The sequence below is a fragment of the Burkholderia ambifaria AMMD genome, assembly GCF_000203915.1.
GTDB classification, from domain to species: Bacteria; Pseudomonadota; Gammaproteobacteria; order Burkholderiales; family Burkholderiaceae; genus Burkholderia; species Burkholderia ambifaria.
The window spans coordinates 519,064-540,137 of the sequence record NC_008392.1; the positions used below are offsets into that span (position 1 = coordinate 519,064).

The 21,074-nt window shown below is 68.0% G+C and carries 16 protein-coding genes and 1 pseudogene; 4 read left to right on the forward strand and 13 right to left on the reverse strand.

The window, feature by feature from the left end; genetic code table 11:
* Positions 1–5: 5 nt before the first annotated feature.
* The 8 genes from BAMB_RS29800 to BAMB_RS29835 all read right to left on the reverse strand — a co-directional run bounded on the left by BAMB_RS29800 (position 6) and on the right by BAMB_RS29835 (position 10,075).
* Positions 6–530, reverse strand: coding sequence for an HD domain-containing protein (locus tag BAMB_RS29800; protein WP_011660863.1), 525 nt, complete (start codon positions 528–530; stop codon positions 6–8).
* Between the two features lie 121 nt (positions 531–651).
* Positions 652–4,122 carry a YhaN family protein gene (locus BAMB_RS29805; RefSeq protein ID WP_011660864.1) on the reverse strand — a complete coding sequence of 1,157 codons (3,471 nt, stop codon included), beginning with the start codon at positions 4,120–4,122 and terminating at the stop codon, positions 652–654.
* Between the two features lie 3 nt (positions 4,123–4,125).
* Complete coding sequence (locus BAMB_RS29810) at positions 4,126–5,376, reverse strand: metallophosphoesterase family protein (RefSeq protein ID WP_011660865.1); 1,251 nt, start codon at positions 5,374–5,376, stop codon at positions 4,126–4,128.
* 522 nt (positions 5,377–5,898) lie between these two features.
* Positions 5,899–6,456, reverse strand: coding sequence for a hypothetical protein (locus BAMB_RS29815; protein ID WP_011660866.1), 558 nt, complete (start codon positions 6,454–6,456; stop codon positions 5,899–5,901).
* Between the two features lie 246 nt (positions 6,457–6,702).
* The gene (locus tag BAMB_RS29820; RefSeq protein WP_011660867.1) at positions 6,703–7,125 is read right to left on the reverse strand and encodes a hypothetical protein; all 423 of its coding nucleotides are present in this window, start codon (positions 7,123–7,125) and stop codon (positions 6,703–6,705) included.
* Between the two features lie 94 nt (positions 7,126–7,219).
* Entirely contained in the window at positions 7,220–9,208 is a 1,989-nt protein-coding gene (locus BAMB_RS29825) for a gamma-glutamyltransferase family protein (protein ID WP_011660868.1), read from the reverse strand.
* Positions 9,209–9,524: 316 nt separating this feature from the next.
* Positions 9,525–9,797 carry a hypothetical protein gene (locus BAMB_RS29830; RefSeq protein WP_041491778.1) on the reverse strand — a complete coding sequence of 91 codons (273 nt, stop codon included), beginning with the start codon at positions 9,795–9,797 and terminating at the stop codon, positions 9,525–9,527.
* The gene (locus BAMB_RS29835) at positions 9,794–10,075 is read right to left on the reverse strand and encodes a DUF4148 domain-containing protein (protein WP_011660869.1); all 282 of its coding nucleotides are present in this window, start codon (positions 10,073–10,075) and stop codon (positions 9,794–9,796) included. Before BAMB_RS29835 ends, BAMB_RS29830 begins: the two co-directional genes overlap by 4 nt.
* 268 nt (positions 10,076–10,343) lie before the next feature.
* On the opposite strand from BAMB_RS29835, the gene BAMB_RS29840 reads away from it, so the two are divergent.
* From BAMB_RS29840 to BAMB_RS29850, 3 genes are read left to right on the forward strand one after another with little or no spacing between them, the layout of a single operon-like run.
* Complete coding sequence (locus BAMB_RS29840) at positions 10,344–13,574, forward strand: efflux RND transporter permease subunit (protein ID WP_011660870.1); 3,231 nt, start codon at positions 10,344–10,346, stop codon at positions 13,572–13,574.
* Positions 13,575–13,623: 49 nt separating this feature from the next.
* Positions 13,624–14,991: an efflux RND transporter periplasmic adaptor subunit gene (locus BAMB_RS29845; protein WP_011660871.1), complete on the forward strand. Its 1,368-nt coding sequence runs from the start codon at positions 13,624–13,626 to the stop codon at positions 14,989–14,991.
* A 30-nt stretch (positions 14,992–15,021) separates the two neighbouring features.
* Positions 15,022–16,515 (forward strand): efflux transporter outer membrane subunit, encoded by a 1,494-nt coding sequence (locus tag BAMB_RS29850; protein ID WP_011660872.1) that lies wholly within the window; start codon positions 15,022–15,024, stop codon positions 16,513–16,515.
* Here the strand turns inward: BAMB_RS29850 and BAMB_RS29855 are convergent.
* Positions 16,496–17,977: a heavy metal sensor histidine kinase gene (locus tag BAMB_RS29855; protein ID WP_011660873.1), complete on the reverse strand. Its 1,482-nt coding sequence runs from the start codon at positions 17,975–17,977 to the stop codon at positions 16,496–16,498. The genes BAMB_RS29850 and BAMB_RS29855 overlap by 20 nt on opposite strands.
* Entirely contained in the window at positions 17,974–18,651 is a 678-nt protein-coding gene (locus tag BAMB_RS29860; RefSeq protein WP_011660874.1) for a heavy metal response regulator transcription factor, read from the reverse strand. The genes BAMB_RS29855 and BAMB_RS29860 overlap by 4 nt, the downstream gene beginning before the upstream one ends.
* A gap of 240 nt (positions 18,652–18,891) precedes the next feature.
* Between BAMB_RS29860 and BAMB_RS36045 the strand changes: the two are divergent.
* Positions 18,892–18,999: pseudogene (locus BAMB_RS36045) on the forward strand (tyrosine-type recombinase/integrase); the annotation flags it as partial.
* Here the strand turns inward: BAMB_RS36045 and BAMB_RS29865 are convergent.
* From BAMB_RS29865 to BAMB_RS29875, 3 genes are all read right to left on the reverse strand, one after another.
* The gene (locus BAMB_RS29865) at positions 18,997–19,476 is read right to left on the reverse strand and encodes an RES family NAD+ phosphorylase (protein WP_011660875.1); all 480 of its coding nucleotides are present in this window, start codon (positions 19,474–19,476) and stop codon (positions 18,997–18,999) included. The pseudogene BAMB_RS36045 and the gene BAMB_RS29865 overlap by 3 nt on opposite strands.
* Entirely contained in the window at positions 19,473–19,928 is a 456-nt protein-coding gene (gene parS, locus BAMB_RS29870) for a type II RES/Xre toxin-antitoxin system antitoxin (protein ID WP_011660876.1), read from the reverse strand. The genes BAMB_RS29865 and parS overlap by 4 nt, the downstream gene beginning before the upstream one ends.
* Positions 19,929–20,233: 305 nt before the next feature.
* On the reverse strand, positions 20,234–20,875 hold the full coding sequence (locus tag BAMB_RS29875) for an HD domain-containing protein (RefSeq protein WP_011660877.1): 642 nt from the start codon (positions 20,873–20,875) through the stop codon (positions 20,234–20,236).
* Between the last annotated feature and the right edge of the window lie 199 nt (positions 20,876–21,074).

Genomic DNA, 21,074 nt, shown 5'->3' on the forward strand with positions numbered 1-21,074 from the left:
GCGCGTCAGTCCGCCGGCCGCGCGTCGTACGCGGCATCGAAGATCCCTTCCAGGCCGGGATGCACGCCGCGCATCCGGTCGACGACCGACTTCGCCCAGTCGAAGTACGCCTGCTTTCGCTCGAGCGGCCAGTCCGCGGGCGGATGCCGCGTGATGTCGCGCAGGTTGCAGATCTTGTCGGCCAGCTTCACGAGCTTCGCGCGCCGGCTGATGCTCGCCGCATGCTCGACCTGAAGGCGCTTGCGCTCTTCCTTCGGCAACGACTTGTCGTCGGTGACTTCCATCACGATGTCCGCGACGTCCTTGCCGAACAGCCGCAGCAGTTCCTGCTCGGTCGTCTCCGTATCCTCGATCGTGTCGTGCAACACGGCCGCGACGATCACGCGCTCGTCCTCGATGCCGGCTTCGTTGGCCAGCACATCGGCCAGCGCGATCGGATGGTTGATGTACGGCGATGCCTCGTCGTCCTTGCGCCGCTGATTGCGATGCTTGTCCGCCGCGAATGCGATGGCAGCTACCAGCTTGTTCATATTGACCCCTCGTGTGGCCGGACTACGGCCGGCAGAACCGGTCGCGTCCGTTTCGGAACCGCACATACTACCTGTACGCGATGATCATTCCCACGTATCGGGAACATCGAGCCGCCCGGCGTCATGCGCCGGCCGTCTCGCGCTGCAGCCCGACCACGTTGACCTGCGCGCCGAACACGTCCCGCACGAGCGGCAGCAGGTGATCGTGGTGCGTCAGGAACAGCACCTGGGTTCGCGTCGACAGATCGCGCAGCGCCTCGAGCCCCGCCTTCGCACGCGCATCGTCGAAGTTGATGAACAGATCGTCGGCAACGAACGGCAGCGCGGTCCGGCTGGCGAGCTGCAGTTCGAGCGCCGCGATCCGCAGCGCGAGGAACAGCTGGTCGCGCGTGCCTTCGCTCAGGCCGGCGACCTCGACCGACGCGCCCTTGGTGCGCCGCGCGTATAGCGCGGGCGGCGTCCGTTCGGTGTCGACGGTCAGCCGCGCGAATTCGCCGAGCGTGAGCCCCGCGAAAATCTCGCCCGCCCGGCGCAGCATCGGCCCCTGCTTCTGGTCGCGATAGCGATCGGTCGCCCACTTCAGCAGACGGCTCGCGGTCGCCGCTTCCAGATACTGTTCGGCCGCGTCGCCCATCGCGGCCAGCGCTTCCTGCCGCTTCGCCTCGGCGACGGCCGCGCTCGCCTGGCCGTCGATCGCGCCGAATGCCTGCTGCGCGACGACCTGCTGCTGCGCGAGTGCGTTCAGGCGCTGGCCGACGTCGCCGAGCGCCTGCTTCACTGCTTCGAGATGCGCGGGCACGTCGGCGATGTCCTGTTCCGCGACCTCCGCCTCGACGACCGCCTGGGACAACCCGTCGCCATCGCGCACCAGCGCCTCCTTCGCGGCATCGACGGCCTGCCGAAGCTGGCGCTGCCGATCCGATCGCTCGGCCAGCGGCAGCGCCGCGTCGATCGACGCGACGCCGGCCAGTTGCAGCAACGGCTGAATGCGCGCATCCGCACCGGCCACCGCGGCGGCCGCATCGGCGACCTTGCCGTCGGCCTGCCGCACCGCCTCGTCGGCACGATCGATCGCGCGCGCGGTTTCCCGTGCGGCCGCCACGCGCATCGTCAACCGGCGCGCAACGTCCAGCCAGTCGCCGCTCGCCAGCCATGCGGGCTCGAGCGCTTCAGCGAGCCGCCGTGCGCCTGCCTCGAGCGCCGCCAGCTCCGCGCGGATCGCGGCCATCCGGTTGCGCGGCGCATCGACCGCGGCCAGCTCGGCCGTCACCGTATTCGCAAGCCCGAGCGCCCCTTCCGCCGCAGCCAGCGTCACAGCATTCGCTGACAGCTTCGCGTCGGCGAGCGCATCGCGCCATTGTGCTTGCCACGCATCGTAGGCCGCCTGGGCCTGGCCCGCGCGTGAACGGGCCGTCGCGCATCCGCGTTCGGCTTCGCGCGCGCGGTCCTCCAGGCTGTCCTTCTGCGCGAGCGTCTTCTCGGCCGATTGCACGAACGTCTCGGCGATCGCGATGAGCGCAGCCAGCCCGTCGGCGTCACTGCCGCGCGATACCAGACGCAGCGCCGTACGCAACGCAGCTTCCGCGCCGGCCCGCGCTTCGCGGATCGTCTCGAAGTCACGGCGCTGACGGTCAAGCTCGAGTTGCGCGGCAAACACCACGTCGCGCTTCGCGAGCCAGTCGCCCATCGCCGCCAGCGGCATGCCAGGCACGCCGGCCGTCGCCGCGAGGTCGGACCATGCGTCGCGATGCGCGGCCAGCTCGCGCTCACGCTCGTCGACGGCCGCCTGTCGGCGCGTCAATACGGCGCGGGCGGACTCGACCTGCTGACGCAGCGATTGCAACGTCGCCGCCGCTTGCGTGGCACCGAGCTGCGCGTCGACGAGTTCGTCGGCGAGGCGAATCGCATCGTCGACGGCCGGCGCACCCGTTGCGAGATCGACCGCGCCGCTGCGGATGTCGCCCCACGCACCGTCGCGACGTGCGCGCGCCGCCAGCACCTCGGCGGTCGTGACGACCTTGTGAGTCTCGGCGAAATGCTTCTCTTGCAGTTCGAGCCGCTCGAGTTCCTCCTGCGCGGCGTCGCGCGCATCGCGTGCGGCGGCCGCCGCGCTCGCGCGCTCGCTTGCTTCGTTGAGCAGCACGCCGAGCCGCGCCGCAGACGGCACATCGAGCACCCGCAGCGCGTCGACCGGCTTGCGCCACTGGCCCAGCGCATCGAGCGCATCGGCGAGCGCGCGCTCCGCGGCGGCGATGTCGCGTTCGAGCGCCTGTTCGCGCTGGCCGCTGCTGCGAAAGCCCTGCGCGTCGGCAAGCGCCGCGCGAAGCACTTCCGGCACATCGACCGTGGACACACGCGCCAGTTGTTCCTGCGCGTGCGCGAGTTCCTGCGTGCGCTCGTCGAGCGATTCGCGCGCGCCGGCCAGCGCCTGATGCAGCGCGCCGTGATCGCGCAACAGGTTCGCGACCGTCTTCAGCGACAGCGCGCTCGGCAGCGCCGCACGCAGCGACGCCTCGTCGGTCGGCCAGCCGAGCTGAGCCGCGGCGGAAGCGGCGGCGGACAGATGCCGCTCGACGTCCGCGCCGAGCAACAGCAGATCCTGTGCGTGATTCATGCAGGCGCCGCGCAACTGGTCGAGTGCTTCGATGTCGCGTTCGAGCGCGATCGCGTCGGCATCCGGATCGATCGCATCGCGCGCCTGCCGTTTCGCGAGCAGATCCGCACGGCGCTCCTCGAGCACCTTCTGTTCGGCCGCGAGATCGCCTTGCGCTTTCAGCAGGTCTGCGTACGCGGTCGGCGGCAATTCGACGACGGCGCCCAGTTCGGCAAGCGCCGCTTCCTTGATCGTCAATTCCTTCAGGTACGGCGCCAGCCGGCGCACGCGCTCGAGCTTCGAGCGCAGCGCTTCAAGGCGGCGCTGCTCCGTGCGCGCCTGCTCGATCTCCTGTTCGACCGCATCGCGCGCTTCCTTGCGATCGACCCAGTCGCGCGTGCGCACCTGGACCGCCTTCAGTTCGCCGACCGCCTCGTTGAACGACGTCTCCGCCTGCGCGAATGCGCTGCCGCTGCGCCGCGGCGCCCACAGCTCGCCCGCGCGCGCGTCGAGTTCCTCGCGCACGGGCCCGAGCGTGCCGACGCCCGCCGCCGATTCGAACAGCACCTGGCCGAGTTTGTCGGACGCGTCGAGTATGCTGCGGCCGCCATCGACGAGCCGACCGTGGTCGAGCCCGAACATCTGCTCGAAGAATTCGCGCGTCGCGCCGTCGAGGATGGCGTTCAGATAGTCGTCCGGCAGCTTGTCGTCGGCGGGGGTGCGCAGCGGGCTGCGCCCGCGGGCGCGATGAAATGCGAGCGCGCCGGTGCCGCTCTCCAGCACGCCGCCGATCCGCAGTTCGGGCGTCGCATGCAGGAAGTCGAGCGGCGTCTGCAGCTTCATCCCGAACAGGAGCTCCGACACGGCCGTCCGGATCGTCGACTTGCCGGCCTCGTTCGGCCCCACGATCACGTGGAAATCCTGGTCGGCCGACGGAAAGCGCAGCGTCTCGTCGGTGAACTTGCCGTACTTGATCAGATCGAGCTGGCTGATGCGCATCGCTTATTCCCCCCTCGCCAGCCGCGCGAGCAACGCGGGGCCCACCTGCTCGACCAGCGCCGTGAGTTCGCCGGCGCGGGCCATCGTCAGCAGCGGCACCTCCTCCTTCACGTCGCTGCGCACCTTGCCGATGAACGGCTTCAGGTCGCGCTCCAGCAGCGCGAGAAAATCCGGATCGTGCGCGGCGTCGGCCAGGATCTGCTTGAGATCCTCCAGCGCCTCGAGTTGCTCGCTCTCTCCTTGCGGCTGCTCGGGCGCGGACGTCGCGAGCCGGACCTTCTCCAGCCACAACCGTTCGTTGCCGATGATGCCGATCTGGTTCAGCACCTCCGCGCGCAGTTGCGGCGCGCGCCCGAAAAAGAGGCCGTGCGCGGGCGTACGCCCCGTGACCGTCACGCGCACCGCGCGCGGCACGTGGCCATCGACGTTCAGCAGCGCCTCCAGCGACTGGCCGATCTTTCTCGACAGGTCGGCGACCGTGAAGCAGTCGGACGCGTCGACCGACACGGCTTCCCAGCGCAACACGTCGAGGTACAGACGTTCGAGGTGCGTGCGCCCCTGCTCGATCGTCACGAGCACTGCGCCGCGGCGGCCCGTCTCGCGGATATGGCGGCCCTGCAGGTTGCCGGGAAACACGACGGTCGACGGCCCCGACCATTGCTGGAACTCGTGCACGTGGCCGAGCGCCCAGTAGTCGTAGCCTTTCGCGTGCAGCTCCGCCAGCGTGCACGGCGCATAGTTCGCATGCGCCGCATAGCCTTCGAGCGCGGTGTGCAGCACGCCGATGTTGTAGTAACCCGGCACCGGGTCCGGATAGCCGATCGCGAGATTGTCGACGACGGCCTTGTCCTTGAAGCTCTGCCCGTGCAGCGCCACGTCGAATTCCGGCAGTCGGTGGGTTTCCGGCTTGCGGTGGCCGAACACGGTGACGTTGTCGGGCAACGTGAGCTTCTTCGTCATCTCGCTTTCGGCATCGTGATTGCCGCCGAGAACGAATGCGCGAATGCCGGCCTTGCGCAGGCGGCCCATTTGCTGGCCGAAGAAAATGCCGGTGTTGTGGTCCTTCCAGTCGCCGTCGTACAGGTCGCCGGCGATCACGAGGAACGCAACCTCCTCTTCGATCGCACGATCCACGAGTTGCCGCAGCGCCTCGCGCGACGCGTTGCGCAACTGCGCGGCCGGCGCGTCGGGATACGCGCTCAGGCCGTGCAACGGACTGTCAAGGTGAATGTCTGCCGCGTGGATGAACTTCACGAAGATTCCTCTGTTTCATGACGAAGGGGCGATGTCGACCGGCATCGTGCGCGATCGAACGCCGGGCGCGGCCGCCCGTCGCCAGCGGTCGGGATGGTACCTGAAAGCGGGTGCCGGCCAGGCACGCCCGACGACGGCGATGTTCGTCGCGCCGCGTCACTCGCCGCGCGGGCACACGGGCGGCAGTGCAAAGCCATTGCGTTGCCCGGGAACGGATTCGCGTGGCGACGCAGCTTCCTTGTCGCCTTCCTTCCGCGCGAACAATGCGATGCCGATCACACCGACGTTCGCCGTCTCGCCGTACTTCGAATTCGTGATGCCTCGGCATGTTACCCGACCACGCCGGGAGGGCCGGCGACCGGGAGCCCTGCTATTTAAGCATGGCGTGCGGGCAACGGGCAGAGCGTACACGGACCGCCGGGTCGGTCCGCGGCACACACTTCCTGTCACGATGCGCGGCGCATCAATAAAAAAGCCCGGCCCGCATCGAAGCGGGCCGGGCTTGTGCGGGAAGCAGGTCGCTTACAGCGCGCCGCCTTGTGCCGACGCCGAACCCTTCACGCCGACCGATGCGCCGCCTTGCACCGAGTTCGTTGCGCCCTCGAGCGCTTCGCCGGCCTTCGCCTTCGCGCCGCCGGCGACATCGCCCGCCGTCGACACCGCGCCTTGCGCATGGCTCTTCGCCGAACTCGCGACGTGCTTCACGTGCGACTTCGTCGCGTGCGTGGCCGATACCGCCGCATCCTTCGCCGAACCGGCCGCCGAGCCGACTGCCTGCGTCGCGCCACCGACCGCACCACCGACCGTGTTGCCGGCCGCCGAGCCAACGCTACCGACCGTCTTGCCCACGCCGTTCAGCGCACCGCCGACGACGTTGCCTGCGCCCGCACCCGAGCCCGAGCCCGCGGCATTCGCGCCCGCGCCAGCCTGCACGCCCACGCCGCCGCCGAGCAGCGGCGTCTGGACTTGCGCGCCGACGCCGGCGGAACCCTCAGCGCCCGTCTGGGCCGTTTGTGCGAAAGCCGCCGATGCGATTGCCGTCAGCGCGGCGCCAAGCAGAATCGTGCGAATCTTGTTCATGGTCATTCTCCCCAAAGACGTTGTTGCTGCGGGCCGCGTTCCGCGGCTGGTCGCATGCCTCACCGCGACGTGCGGCAGGTGGAGCTAATGTAGCGGCGCCAACGTCCAAAACCGTCGAATTGCGGGGACTGTTACTTCAGTTGCAAATGCTGACGATTGACTCACACTGTTTGACAAACATCGAAATCGGCCCGTGATTGGCGCCGTCCGATGGCATGCATCGGTGCGCCGGGCACAACGCGCCGGTTAGCAGGGAAAGCGGCCATTCCTGTAGGCGTCCCAAAGAATCTCGGTGGGCCAGCCGTCGGTGCGGCCCGATGAACGGCTCCGCGCGATCAGCTCGATGTCGTCGGATACGCACGCCGCGATGTCGGCATTCCCCGATGCGCGGAACGCCAGCCTGAACGCCTTTTCCCTGAGCGCGTCCACCGCCTGCTTGTCGAGCGGGGCACCCGGTTCGCCGTCGACTTCGTCGAACGCCGTCATCCAGCACGCGTCGAACGGCTCCGCGTCGCGGCTGGCCAGCGCGCGATCGCAATCGATGTCGCCGAGGAAATCGAAAAATCCCGGGGCCGACAGGACGGCGTCCATTTCAAGCAGATGCGCGTTCGTCACGGCGGCCCCTTGCCACGATGCGTGGTTGTTCTGTTCATCGATCGTTGCCGCCATGCGCCGCTTTCACGTTCGGCATCGGCGACGCGCAGCCCCGTATCCACCGCGACCGGCAGACGGGAGCCGCACGCCATGCTCCGCTACCGCCGGCTTACGGCTTGAACGTGTCGCCGAGCACGACGCCTTCGCGACGCGGATCGGTACCGCCCTGCAGCGCGGGCGACTGTCCGACCGTCACGCGCATCACGGTGTTGACGCCGCTCGCCTGCGCGGATGTCGATACCTTGTGCCCGAGCGCGACGAGGCCCGCGATCAGCGGATCGTTCGCGCCATTGTTCGCCGCATTGACGTTCGGATGCTCGCCGCCGATGTTGGTCGTCGGGCTGTTGCTCGCGCCGAAGTCGACGAGGCCCGCGGACTGCTGCGCATCGAGCCCCCAGTCGAGCGCGCCGACGAGCGTCTTCACCACGTATTGCGGAATCGTGCCGCCGCCCGGCGAACCGGTAGCCATCACGAAATCGCCGCGCGAGCCGTCCGCGGCCGTGCCGAACACGATCGTCGGCGCCATCGAGCTGCGCGGCCGCTTACCCGGCTGCACGCGGTTCGCCACCGGATTGCCGGCACTGTCGAGCGGGTTCGCCGAGAAATCGGTCAGCTGGTTGTTCAGCAGGAAGCCGTTAGTCATGTGGAACGAGCCCATGCTCGACTCGACGGTCGTCGTCGCGCTCAGCACGCTGCCGTCCGCGTCGACGATCGTGAAATGGTTCGTGCCGTGTTCGATCAGCGTCGTGTCGACGCCGAGCGGCACCGCGCCGAAATTGCCGGGCTGCGCGGTGCCCATGCTGTGGTTCGTGTCGATCAATGCGGCGCGCGACTTCAGGTACGGCTTGTTCAGCAGCGTGTCCCACGTGCCGCCCGGCAGCGGCACGAAATCGGTATCGGCCACGTACTTGTCGCGATCGGCATACGCGAGCCGCTCGGCTTCGGTGATCAGATGCACGCCGGCGACGGTCGGCTTGCCGCCTTCGAGATCGATCGCCGTCGGCTTCAGCGACTTCAGGTCGAAATTCTCGAGAATGCCGAGCGCCGACGCGACCGCGATACCGCCCGACGACGGCGGCGGCATCCCGCATACCCAGTAGCTGCGATAGGTCGTGCATACGGGGTCGCGACGCTTCGCCTGGTACGCGGCCAGATCGGCGACGGTCGTCTTGCCGGGCGTGATCGTCGAGCCGTCGGCGCCCTGCGTCGTCGCGATCTTCGCGACGATGTCCTGCGCGATCTGTCCCGTGTACAGCGCATTCGCGCCGGACTGCGCCATCAGCGTCAGCGTGTGCGCGTAAGCCGGGTTCTTCAGCACGGTGCCGAGCGTTTTCGGCGTGCCGTCCGCCTTCAGGAAATACGCGGCGGCCTCGGGATCGCGCTTCAGGTTCGCGGCGTTCAACGCGATCGCATCGGCCAGCCGGCCGCCGATCGGGAAGCCGTTGTTCGCGAGCGTGATCGCGTCGCCGAACAGCCCCTGCCACGGCAGCTTGCCGTGATCCTGCTGCAACGCCTCGATGAGCCTCGGTACGCCGATCGTGCCGATCGAACGGCCGCTTGCACGCGCGTTCGGTTGCGGCGCCGACCGGTCGTTCTGGTCGTCGACGTAGCGCAGGTAGTTCTCCGTAGCCGCCGCCGGCGCCGTTTCACGTCCGTCGTATGCCTGCAGCGTCTTGGCGCGCGCATCGTAGTAGAGCAGCACGCCGCCCGAGCCGAGGCCGGTCGCCTCGGGCACCGTCAGGCCGAGCACGGCCTGCACGGCGACCGCCGCATCGGCGGCCGTGCCGCCCCGCTTCAGCACCGCGCAACCGGCCGCGCTCGCATACGCGTTCGAGGTGGCCACGAGGTACCGCTTCGCGTAGACGGGCTTCATGCCGGTGCGGTAGCCCGACGAGGCTTCCGGCAGCGACGGATCGCCGGGCTGGTTCGAGCCCACGACGACCGTCGAACCGCTGCTGTCGATCGCGAGGCAGCTCGTGTCGGGCGCCGGCGGCGACGTGGCGCCCGCGTTGCTTTCGATTTCGTCACTGCCGCACGCCGTCATCAGGACGGCGGCGACCAGTGCGGACACGTACGGGAAAAGCGCGGTTCTGTTCATGGTCTCTCGGGATTCTCGTAGGTCGTTGCGCGTTCGTCACGCTGACGGCGCCGCCCCTCGGCGGGCGGACAACGCGTTCGATAGTCCCATGACCGGATTTTTTTCCGCAATAAGGAATTGATGCGAGGTGAGCGGCGCAGCAAGCACGGGCTTGCTAGACGGCGCCGGCGGTTATGCCGCCGGTCTGCCGTGCCAATCCGCACGACATCTTTTTGACCGGGTGATAGCCGACGCGCGACAGGGCTACACCGCCGCGGCTCACTGTCGCGCGACTTCGACGTACGGGCGTGAAAGGGTGTCGAACTCAAACCCCGGATCACCCCTGTGCGCTCGACGAGGCTCGGACCCGCCAGGTCGCGGCATTCCTGTCAGCGTTGCCGCCGCCCTTCGAGGAGGAAGCGGATGCCGTGCGCGACCGCGCGTCATCCGACACCCGCGTCGGGTCGAGCTCGCGCAGCACACTCGCGCGGCCGCCGTCGTCGCTCGGCAATTCCGGCTGCCCGCGCGCAAAGGCCGGTATGGCCGTCGCCGCGAGCAGCGCGGCGACCACCATCCGGGAACGGAGCTTCGTCACGTTCCCCCGCTTCATTGCGCGCTCGCGGTCGATACGGTCGCTGCCGCGCCGGCCATGGCGGTGCGCTGGTCACCGTGCGCGATCGCGTAGAGCTCGCGGTTGCGTGCGACCGTCGCCGCGCTCGGCGGATAGTCGGAGTTCGAAGTGGGCACGATGCCGTCGCGTTCTGCCTGAACGAGATCGGCGATCACTTCGGCACGGGTCACGCCGGACGACGAAGTTTGTGCGAAGGCGGCAACCGGCGTTCCGACGACGACGGCGAGCAGTGCGGCTGCGATCAGTTTGCGATTCATGATGAAACTCCCGAGAACGGTTCAATGAAGACGCATCGTCGATGCGCCGCCGGCGTGACCGCAATCGCGATTCGCCGCCTGACACGTCCATTCTGGCGATCGACCCGTACCCCACGCTGACCGGCAGATGACAACTTTGAAATCCGTCGCCCGCGCCCGGATAACAGTTTCGTAATGTTCAGGTCAGCATCGGGTCAACGCCGCGCCAGCAGACTGCATGCTCACCGCATCGAATGCGGCACCCATGCCCTGCTTCGAGGAAAAAATCATGTGGATCGTCCGGCTGGCGCTGCGCAGGCCCTATACCTTCGTCGTACTCGCATTGCTGATCTTCATCGCGGGACCGCTCGCGATCCTGCGCATGCCGACCGACATCTTCCCGAACATCGACATTCCGGTCGTCAGCATCGTGTGGTCGTACAACGGCTTTTCCGCCGAGGACATGGCCAAGCGCATCACGTCCAACTACGAGCGCGCGCTGACGTCGGACGTCGACGACATCGAGCACATCGAATCGCAGTCGCTGAACGGCGTGTCGGTCGTGAAGATCTTCTTCCACCCCGGCGCGGACATCAATCGCGCGATCGCGGAAGCCGCGAGCAATTCCGCGTCGATCCTGCGGATCCTGCCGCCGGGCACGCTGCCGCCGAACATCATCACGTACAACGCGTCGACGGTGCCGATCCTGCAGCTCGGACTGTCGAGCAACACGCTTGCCGAACAGCAACTGTACGACCTCGGCAACAGCTTCATCCGCACGCAGCTCGCGACCGTTCAGGGCGCTGCGGTACCGCTGCCGTTCGGCGGCAAGATTCGCCAGATCGTCGTCGACCTCGACACGCGCGCGCTGCAGGCGAAGGGGCTCGCGCCGATCGACGTGGTGAACGCGATCAACGCGCAGAACCTGATCCTGCCGGGCGGCACCGCGAAGATTGGCACGCGCGAGTACAACGTGCAGATGAACGGCAGCACGCAGACGGTCGCCGCGCTGAACAACCTGCCCGTCAAGACGATCGACGGCAACGTGGTCTATGTGCACGACGTCGCGCACGTTCGCGACGGCTACGCTCCGCAGACGAACATCGTGCGCGTCGACGGCAAGCGCGCGGCGCTGCTGACCGTCGAGAAGACCGGCAGCGCGTCGACACTGACGATCATCGACCAGGTCAAGGCGATGCTGCCGAAGATCGCGGCCGGCTTGCCGAAAGCGCTGCACATCTCCGCGCTCGGCGACCAGTCGGTGTTCGTGAAGGCGGCGGTCCAGGGCGTCGTGCGCGAAGCGCTGATCGCCGCCTGCCTGACCGCGCTGATGATCCTGTTGTTCCTCGGCAGCTGGCGCGCGACGTTGATCATCGCCGTATCGATTCCGCTGGCGGTGCTCACGTCGCTGCTCGCGCTGGGCGCGCTCGGCCAGACCATCAACATCATGACGCTCGGTGGGCTCGCGCTCGCGGTCGGGATACTCGTCGACGACGCGACCGTCGCGATCGAGAACATCACGCATCATCTCGAACGCGGCGCGCCGCTGGAAGACGCGATTCTGACCGGCTCGGGCGAAATCGCCGTGCCGACCTTCGTGTCGACGCTGTCGATCTGCATCGTGTTCGTGCCGATGTTCATGCTCACGGGCGTCGCGCGCTACCTGTTCGTGCCGTTGGCCGAAGCGGTGATCTTCGCGATGGTCGCGTCGTATTTCTTCTCGCGCACGCTGGTGCCGACGCTCGCCATGGTCCTGATGCGCGCGAAGGGGCAAGGCCGCCCGCCGCGTGGCGTGTTCGCGCGCATCGCACGATTCCAGGCCGCGTTCGAACGTCGCTTCGAGGCGGTCCGGCTGCGCTATCGCGCGCTGCTGTCGGCAGCGATCTCGAATCGTCGCCGTTTCGCGGCCGCGTTCCTTCTCGCGTGCGCCGCGTCGACCGGCCTGTTCGCATTCGCCGGCCAGGATTTCTTCCCGTCGGTCGACACGGGCGAGATCCGTCTGCATCTGCGCGCCCCGACCGGTACGCGGATCGAGGAAACCGCGCGCCTCACCGACGAAGTGGAAGCGCGCATCCGGACCGTGATTCCGGCGAACCAGTTGGCCGGCATGCTCGACAACATCGGCGTGCCGGTGAGCGGGATCAACCTCACGTACGACTCGTCCGACCCGATCGGCACCGAGGATGCGGACGTGAACATCACGCTGAAGCCGAACCACGCGCCGACGGCAGCGTATGTCGCGAAGCTGCGCAACCTGCTCGCCCAATCATTCCCGGGCGTCACGTTCGCGTTCCTGCCGGCCGACATCGTCAGCCAGATTCTCAATTTCGGACTGCCTGCGCCGGTCGACATCCAGATCGTCGGTAACAAGCTGGACCAGAACCGCGCGGTGGCGAATGCGCTGCTTGCCAAGCTGCGCGGCGTGCGCGGCCTCGTCGATACGCGCATCCAGCAGCCCGGCGACGAGCCGGCGATCAACGTCGACGTGGACCGCACGAAGGCGATTCAGGCCGGCCTCGAACAACGCGACGTCGCGCAGAACCTGCTGATCGCGCTGTCGGGCAGTTCGCAGACGACGCCGAACTTCTGGCTCGATCCGCGCAACGGCGTCAGCTATCCATTGATCGTGCAGGCCCCGCAGTATTCGGTCGACTCACTGCAGTCGCTGGCGAACATACCGCTGCCGACGGGTGCCGCACGCCCGCCGCAGACGCCCGCCGGCGGTCCGGCCGCAGGCGCGCCCGCCCAGAACCTGCTCGGCGCATTGGGCGCGTTCTCGCGCGCGACGCAGCAGGCCGTGGTGTCGCATTACAACGTGCAGCCCGTGCTCGACATCTTCGCGTCGGTGCAAGGGCGCGATCTGGGTGGCGTCACGGCCGACGTGACGAAGCTCGTCGACGATGCGCGCGCGCAACTTCCGCCCGGTTCGTCGATCGTGCTGCGCGGGCAGGTACAGGCGATGCACGAGTCGTTTGCCGGGCTGCTCGGCGGGCTCGCGATCGCGATCGCGCTCGTCTACTTGCTGATGGTCGTCAACTTCCAGTCGTGGCTGGACCCGCTCGTGATCGTCGGCGGCCTGCCCGCGTCGCTCGCCGGCATCGCGTGGATGCTGTTCGTCACGCGCACCACGCTGTCGGTGCCCGCGCTGACCGGCACGATCCTGTGCATCGGCATCGCGACCGCGAACAGCATCCTCGTCGTCAACGCGGCGCGCGAGCTGATCGCGAGCGGCGCATCACCGTGGCAGGCCGCGCTCGAGGCCGGATTCAGCCGCTTTCGTCCGGTCGTGATGACCGCGCTCGCGATGCTGATCGGCATGCTGCCGATGGCGCTCGGCCTCGGCGACGGCGGCGAACAAAATGCCCCGCTCGGCCGTGCCGTGATCGGCGGGCTGGCGTTCGGCACGCTGTCGACACTGCTGTTCGTACCTGTGCTGTTCGGCTTCATCCACGCGTGGCTCGACCGACGCCGCGAAGCGGCCGACGTCCGCCCCGCGCAGGACATGCCGGTGGTGCGCTGATCAAGCACGCATCCCGATTCCCTACGACTCGCCCGACATCGAGCTCATCATGAACGACACGACCGAACCTCTCGCCCCGCCGCCGGCTCCCGAACCGGAAACGATGCCATCTGCCGCGCGCGGCGCAGCGCCGGAAACACCGCCGCCCCGGCGCGGCCGCAAGCTTGCCGTCCCGCTTGCCGCGATTGCCGTCGCCGCCGCGCTGCTCGCGATCGGCATCGTGCCGCGCATCGACGCGCGCGCCGCGCAGCGCCACCAGGTGGCGGCACAGCAGGCGCTGCCGGTGACCGTGCTCCAGCCCGGCGCCGCACCGGCCGACCAGACGCTCACGCTGCCGGGTGCCGTGACGCCGTATGCGGAGGCGTCGATCTACGCGCGCACGAGCGGCTACATCGCCCACTGGAGCGCGGACATCGGCACGCATGTGAAGGCCGGACAAACGCTCGCGCAGATCACGGCGCCCGACCTCGACGCGCAGTTGCGCCAGGCGCGCGCGGACGCGGCGACCGCGCAAGCGAACTACGACTATGCGAAATCGACCGCGCAGCGCTGGCAGGACATGCTGAAGACGCAATCGGTGTCGCAGCAGGATACCGACACGAAGGTGGCCGACATGAACGCGAAGCGCGCGATGCTCTCATCCGCGCAGGCCAATACCGCCCATCTGAACGAACTCGTGTCGTTCGAATCCGTGACCGCGCCGTTCGACGGCGTGATTACCGCGCGCAACGTCGACGTCGGCACGCTCGTCACGGCGGGCGGCACGCCGGGCAGCCCCGGGCTGTCGGGCGAGCTGTTCCATCTGGAGCAGACCGACACGCTGCGCGTGTTCGTCGACGTGCCGCAGGACAGCGCGACCGGCGTCTCCACCGGCACGGCCGTCTACCTGACCACGCAGCAGTATCCGGGGCGGCGCTTCGCCGCGCACGTCGCCCGCAGCGCGGGCGCGATCGACCCGGTCACGCGCACGCTGCGCGTCGAGATCGACGTCGACAATCGCGATGGCGCGTTGCTGCCCGGCGCGTATGCGCAGGCGCACCTGCTCGTGCCGAGCGCGGCGCCCGCGTTCGAGCTGCCGGTCAGTGCACTGCTGTACCGGCCGAACGGCGTGACGGTTGCAACGGTCGACGCGAATGGACGCACGGCGCTGAAGACCGTGCAGATCGGGCGCGATTTCGGCACGCACGTCGAGATCGTCGCGGGGCTCGGCGCGACCGATCGCGTGATCGACAACCCGGGCGATTCGATCGCAAACGGCGAAACCGTGAAGATCGTGTCGGTCGAGCACGGCGCGGTGCCGGCCGCTGCGCCGGCAGCGCAATCGGCCACGGCAGGCGGTGCGCCGTCAGCGCCACGCGCGGCGACGTCCATGCCCGCCTCCGCGCCCGTTGCGCCTGCCTCGAACGCCCGCACCTGACCCGCCATGCCTACCTGTGAGATTCCCGCCATGCGCCTTCCTCACCCGCTCCCGTTCGCCCGCCGCGTCGTCGCGCTCGGCGTTGTCACCGCGTTGGCCGCTTGCTCGACGCTGCCGCCCTATTCGCCGCCGACCGTCGCGGTGCCCACGCACTATGCGGGCGCACCGGCCGCGCAACCGGGCTGGCAAGTCGCGGCGCCGGCCGATGCCGCGTCGCGCGGCGCGTGGTGGACCGTGTTCAACGATGCGGATCTGAACGCGCTCGAAGCGCGCGTCGACGTGTCGAACCAGACCGTGAAGAAAGCCGTTGCCGACCTCGAGCAAGCGCGCGCGACGGTCGACTACCAGCATGCGGGCTTTCTGCCGACCGTGACGGCGGGCGTGGCGCAAAGCCGTTCACGCATATCGCAGAACAAGCTGGGTTCGTCACTCGCCGGCAAGACGACACCCGACCATCAGCTCGGCGTCGCGGCAAGCTGGGAACCCGACGTGTTCGGCCGCGTGCGCGATGCAGTCGCAGGTGCGCAGGCGAACGCGGACGCGAGCGCGGCCGATCTGCAAGCCGTCAAGCTGTCGGTCACGGCGGAACTCGCGACCGACTATTTCGCGCTGCGCTCGCTCGACACGCAAAAGCAGCTGCTCGACGACACGGTGCGGGCCTATGCGGATGCGCTGAAGCTGTTGCAACAGCAGCTCGCGGCCGGCGCGATCGATGCGTCCGCCGTCGCACAAGCCGAAACTCAACTGGAAGCGACGCGCACGCAGGACACCGACATCGACGCGTCGCGGGCACAGCTCCAGCATGCGATCGCGACGCTCGTCGGCGAGAACGCGTCGACGTTCGCGTTGCCGCCGCGCGTTCAAGCGTTCGACGTGCCGGCCATTCCGGCCGGCGTGCCGTCGCAACTGCTCGAACGACGGCCTGACATCGCCGCTGCCGAGCGTCGCGTCGCGGCCGCGAACGCACAGATCGGCGAAGCGCGCGCCGCGTTCTTCCCCGACCTCGTGCTGTCGGCGAGCGCGGGGCTCGAAAGCGGGTTCTTCATGCCGTGGCTGACAGCGCCAAGCCTGTTCTGGTCGCTCGGCCCGCAACTCGTCGGCACGCTGTTCGACGGCGGCCGACGCAGCGCGACGTTGCGCGGCGCGCACGCGCAGTACGATGGCGAGGTCGCCGACTATCGGCAGACCGTGCTGGGCGCATTCCAGCAGGTGGAGGATCAACTGTCCGCGCTCGATGCGCTCGCGTCCGAAGCCGCCAGTCAACAGCGTGCGACCGACGCGGCCGACCTGTCGCTGCGGCTGACGACGAATCGCTTCAACGCTGGCGCCGTCAGCTATCTGGACGTGGTGACCGCGCAAACGATCGCGCTGACCAATCGGCGCCTGGCCGACCAGATCGCCGCGCGCCGGATGGAAGCTGCGGTCGGATTGCTGAAGGCGCTGGGCGGCGGCTGGCACGCGGGCGCGGATCTCGCCGCTTCCACCGCCGGATCGGGCACGGCGATCAAGACGCAGCGTTCCTGACGAAGATGAGGATGAACCGCGTGCCCGCCGCGTCGCTTTCGACGCGCGCGGTGCCGCCGTGCAGCTCCATCACCGAACGCACGATCGCAAGCCCGAGCCCGGCCGTGCCGCCCGGCACGCCGCCGCTGCGCGCGGGGTCGCCGCGCACGAACCGGTCGAAGATGCGCGGCAGCAGCGCGGGATCGATCGGCTCGCCCGGATTCTCGACGACGACGCGTACCGCGTCCGCCGTTTCGTCGACGCTCAGCGCGATGACACCGCCCGCAGGCGTGTAGCGAAGCGCATTCGCGAGCAGGTTGCCGACCGCGCGGCGAAACAGTTCGACATCGGCAGTCAGCTGGCCGTGCCCTTCCACACGCAGCGTCGAACCCGCTTCATCGGCGAGCCCTTCGAAGTATTCGGCGATGCGCGTCAGCTCGTCATGCACGTCAAACGCGCGCTGCCGTGTCACGAAGGTCGGGTGTTCGGCGCGCGCGAGAAACAGCACGTTCTCGATCATTCGCGCGAGACGGTCGTATTCCTCGAGATTCGATTCGAGCAGCGCCTGATATTCGCCGGGCGAACGCGGCCGCGCAAGCGCCACCTCGGTCGCGCCGCGCATGTTGTTCAGCGGCGTGCGCAGGTCGTGCGCGAGATCGGCGCTGAATTGCGACAGATGTCCGAACGCTTGCTGCAGCCGGCCGAGCATCGCGTTCTGCGCATCGACGAGCGCGCGCAGTTCGCGCGGCGCGCGCGCGGCGTCGAGCCGCGCGTCGAGCTTGTCGACGGTGATCCGGCCGGTGTTCGCGACGATCTCGCGCAGCGGTGCGAGCGCCGTGCGGATCAGCCAGTAGCTGAGCAGCATCGCGCACAGGGCGCCGAGCCCGCCGGCGAGCTTCAGCTTGTCGCGATAGCCGTCGAGCAGTTCGGCGCGATCGCTCATGTCGCGCGCGATCGCGATGCGGATCTGCGTACCGTCGCGCAGCATCGCGCCGGCCACGACACCGCGCACGGACGTGCCGCCGTCGGCGCGCCATGTCGCGATCCGGTCGACCGTGATCCGTTCGGCCGCCGGCACCGGCGTCGCGTGGGGCGGAAACAGCTCGGCATCGGGCAGCGCAGGCGGTGCGGGCGACGCCGTGCCAGACGCAGCCGGCGGCAGATCCTCGCGTTCGTTCCGCTTGACGTTGTGCCGCGCGAGCACGTTGCCCCGCTCGTCGACCACGGCCATCGACAATGCCGTGTTGCCGAGCACCTGGCTCGTCAGCCGGTCCGCGTGCGCGCGCACGGCGTCGAGCGAATCGAGTTCGCCCGCGAGCCGGCGCGTGTGTCGTGCGGCAAGCACGATGTCCAGATCGTCCTGCGTCCTCACCTGCCGCTCGAGGCCGGTATACACGTACGTGCCGACGAGCGCGAAGACCGCGAGCATCGTCGCCCCGAACGCGAGCGCGAGCGTCGCGCCAAGCGATCGACCGAGCGTCATGCACCGTCCTTCGGTTCGAGCACGTAACCTACGCCGCGCACCGTATGGATCAGCTTGACCGAAAACGCATCGTCGATCTTCGCGCGCAGTCGCCGGATGGCGACTTCGACGACGTTGGTGTCGCTGTCGAAGTTCATGTCCCACACATACGACGCGATCTGCGTGCGGCTCAACACCTCGCCTTGCCGACGCGCGAGCAGCTGCAGCAGCGAGAACTCGCGTGGCGTCAGGTCGATCCGCACCGTGCCGCGCTTCACGCGGCGGCGCACGACATCGATTTCCAGGTCGCCGATCACGATGCGCTCCGTCTCGCGTGGTGGCCCGCGGCGCGCAAGCGTGCGGATGCGAGCGAGCAGTTCGACGAACGCGAACGGCTTCACGAGGTAATCATCGGCGCCCAGTTCGAGACCGTGCACGCGGTCCTGCACATCGTCGCGCGCGGTCAGGAACAGCACGGGCGTGGTATGGGTGTCGCGCAGGCGCTTGAGCACGCCCCACCCGTCGAGCACGGGCAGCATCACGTCGAGCACGATCACGTCGTAGTTCTCTTCCTGCGCGAGCATCAGCCCTTCCGCGCCGTCCTTTGCGAGATCGATGCTGAAGCCGGATTCCTCGAGGCCCTTCTTCAAGTACGCGGCCGTCTTCGGTTCGTCTTCGACTATCAGGATGCGCATGCTCGGCTCCATCGCATTCGGTTGGAATATGCGGCGATGTTACCGGTAAACCGGCGGGCGAAAGGCTTCGCCGACCAGCGGCGCGGCTCGATTACGAAAATGTAATCGGAGGGTCAGCGTGGTGACTGTCGCGGCATTGCGCACGTCGTGACGACGCGTCGGCGATTTGCCATGCCGCGGTGTGGCAGTGATGAGCCGCACGTTCGCTTTCAGCGGCTGCTCGTCGGATGGCGGTCGATCTCGGTGGATGCCCCCGCATCGGCACTGCCGTTTCCCGCACCACGCGGCGGCGGCGCAATGAACGACCTGTTCCTGCTGCTCGTCGTGCGCGGTGCGCGACGCGCCCTATTCGCTCTTGTTCGACTGGACCAGCCGCAGAATCCGGCTGTCGTACGGCGACTGCATGACTTCCGCGATGCGGACGTCGGATGCGGCCGGGTGCAGCGGATTCAACAGGAAGTTGTGCGCGTGCGGCACGACGACGCTCGGTACGCGCAGCAGTGCGCTCGGCTGCGTGTGCAGCCACTCGGTGCCGGCGCTACGGGTCCAGTCGACGTTCTCCCGCCAGTCGGCCGGCGCATCGCCTTCCGCGATCTCCGCAATGTCCACCGATTCAGACACCTCGACGCGCAGCAACTGGTATCCGCTCGGCAATTGCGCAACGGTGGCCATTTCGAAGTGGACGAGCGTCTCGAGCAGCGCGAGCGCCGGATGCTCGGCGAGATAGACGACGGGCTGCCCGGCAAAATGCCAGCGCCCGCCGGCCCGCAAACCGCCGATGCCTTTCAGATCGACGTAATTGCTGATCCGCCACAGCGTCGTCAAGCGAAATACCCTTCGTCGATCTGCGTGAGCGCCTCTTCGACGAGTCGCGCGCCGTGCTCGGTGCTCGACATGTCGAGCGACGTGCGGCCGCCGAAGCGCTGGAGCCCGTTGCGCAGCCACGCCATCGCCTTGTCCTGGTCGCCGAACGTGGCCGTCGCCTGCGCGACGATGCGCGCCAGCCGGATCGCCTTGTCGGACTCCTCCGGCGACAGGCGCTCGTGCGCCTGGCGGCGATGACTCAACGTGCGCCGCGGGATGATGAAGGCGAGTTCGTCCGACTTCAGGCCGCGCTCCAACAGCCGATCGATCACCGCGACGTCGACGCGCGCGCTGGCCAGCTCGGCGAGATCGGCGCCCGAGCGCACGCGAATCGCGAGCAGTTGCTCGAGTATCGTGAATTCGGCCTGGCGCGGGTGCGCGACGCCCGAAGGGTGAAACGCGATCGTGCTCATGACTCTTCTCCGGCAATTTGCCCAATCATTATAGGCGTTTTGCCGAAGGCGGGCAGATTCTTGTCGTTGGCGGTTCGATCGCGCTTCGTCGCGAGCGGCCCGTTTCGGCCCCATCACACGTTGTCGCGGGCGCGCAATCGCCGGTTCGCGCGAGAACGGAGGCCGTGAAATTCAGGATACGACGGCCTGTACCGACGTCATGTGGTTGTCACGTAACAACTTTTCTAAGAAATAACGATCGGCAGGCGCGACGTGCGCCGCCCAGACCGCCCTTCCTCTCACGGCCTGCCCGGCGCCGATACCGATCAGCCAACCCACGCCGACGATCGGATCACGCTGCAGAAATTGCCTGCATGGAAATGCGGATCCTTGTCGGCCAGCACATCGGCCTTCACGTTGCCGAACGTCGTGTCCGGCTTGTGCCGGATGCCGTCGTAGAACGCCTGGATGATGTCTTCCTTGAAATGCGGCGTGCGCGGATGCGCGCGGACGACGGCGTCTCGTTCGACGTCGCTGTACTCCGGATACGCGAGGCCCAGCACGTCCATCTCGACCCCTGCGGTGACGAGCGCAACGACCGGATGCATATGCTTCGGAATGCCGGGTGTGGTGTGCAGCGCGATCGCTGTCCACACGATGTCGATGTCCTGCTGCGAAATGCCCTTGCTCTTCAGAAAATCGCGGGCGGCATTGGCGCCGTCCACTTCGAATCGTTCGCACGCGCTGCTGTGCCGATGTGTGAGCCCCATGTCATGAAACATGCAGCCGCAATAGAGCAGTTCGGGATCGTAGCGGAGCCCGCGGCGCTGCCCCGCGAGCGCGGCGAAGTAGTAGACGCGGCTGGAATGATGAAACAGCAACTCGGACTCGGTGTCCCGTACGAGTTCGGTGATCTCGCGAGCGAGTTGGCTATCGGGAACGGTGATGCCGGCGACGTTCACAGTCATGATCGACCTCCATTGAAGACAGCACCCATTTTCGGGAGGGCCGGGTTTGGCATCAATCGTCGTATTACGCCAAATCCTGCCATTTCACTCGATCGACAGCCATCGCCGCTGGAACCCTCGAATCGTGCGCGCGAAGTGCGCCGATGCCCCACTCGCCGCCTCGCATTGCGCGTCTATACTGCTACGCGTCACGTTCGAC

What these genes read in the sequence shown, in the direction of transcription:
- BAMB_RS29850 (WP_011660872.1), top strand. Translation starts at nt 15,022, where the DNA reads ATGCGCCTTCCTCACCCGCTCCCGTTCGCCCGCCGCGTCGTCGCGCTC.
- BAMB_RS29860 (WP_011660874.1), bottom strand. Translation starts at nt 18,651, where the DNA reads ATGCGCATCCTGATAGTCGAAGACGAACCGAAGACGGCCGCGTACTTG.
- BAMB_RS29805 (WP_011660864.1), bottom strand. Translation starts at nt 4,122, where the DNA reads ATGCGCATCAGCCAGCTCGATCTGATCAAGTACGGCAAGTTCACCGAC.
- BAMB_RS29815 (WP_011660866.1), bottom strand. Translation starts at nt 6,456, where the DNA reads ATGAACAAGATTCGCACGATTCTGCTTGGCGCCGCGCTGACGGCAATC.
- BAMB_RS29875 (WP_011660877.1), bottom strand. Translation starts at nt 20,875, where the DNA reads ATGACTGTGAACGTCGCCGGCATCACCGTTCCCGATAGCCAACTCGCT.
- BAMB_RS29830 (WP_041491778.1), bottom strand. Translation starts at nt 9,797, where the DNA reads ATGAAGCGGGGGAACGTGACGAAGCTCCGTTCCCGGATGGTGGTCGCC.
- BAMB_RS29845 (WP_011660871.1), top strand. Translation starts at nt 13,624, where the DNA reads ATGAACGACACGACCGAACCTCTCGCCCCGCCGCCGGCTCCCGAACCG.
- BAMB_RS29820 (WP_011660867.1), bottom strand. Translation starts at nt 7,125, where the DNA reads ATGGCGGCAACGATCGATGAACAGAACAACCACGCATCGTGGCAAGGG.
- BAMB_RS29825 (WP_011660868.1), bottom strand. Translation starts at nt 9,208, where the DNA reads ATGAACAGAACCGCGCTTTTCCCGTACGTGTCCGCACTGGTCGCCGCC.
- BAMB_RS29835 (WP_011660869.1), bottom strand. Translation starts at nt 10,075, where the DNA reads ATGAATCGCAAACTGATCGCAGCCGCACTGCTCGCCGTCGTCGTCGGA.
- BAMB_RS29800 (WP_011660863.1), bottom strand. Translation starts at nt 530, where the DNA reads ATGAACAAGCTGGTAGCTGCCATCGCATTCGCGGCGGACAAGCATCGC.
- parS (WP_011660876.1), bottom strand. Translation starts at nt 19,928, where the DNA reads ATGAGCACGATCGCGTTTCACCCTTCGGGCGTCGCGCACCCGCGCCAG.
- BAMB_RS29840 (WP_011660870.1), top strand. Translation starts at nt 10,344, where the DNA reads ATGTGGATCGTCCGGCTGGCGCTGCGCAGGCCCTATACCTTCGTCGTA.
- BAMB_RS29855 (WP_011660873.1), bottom strand. Translation starts at nt 17,977, where the DNA reads ATGACGCTCGGTCGATCGCTTGGCGCGACGCTCGCGCTCGCGTTCGGG.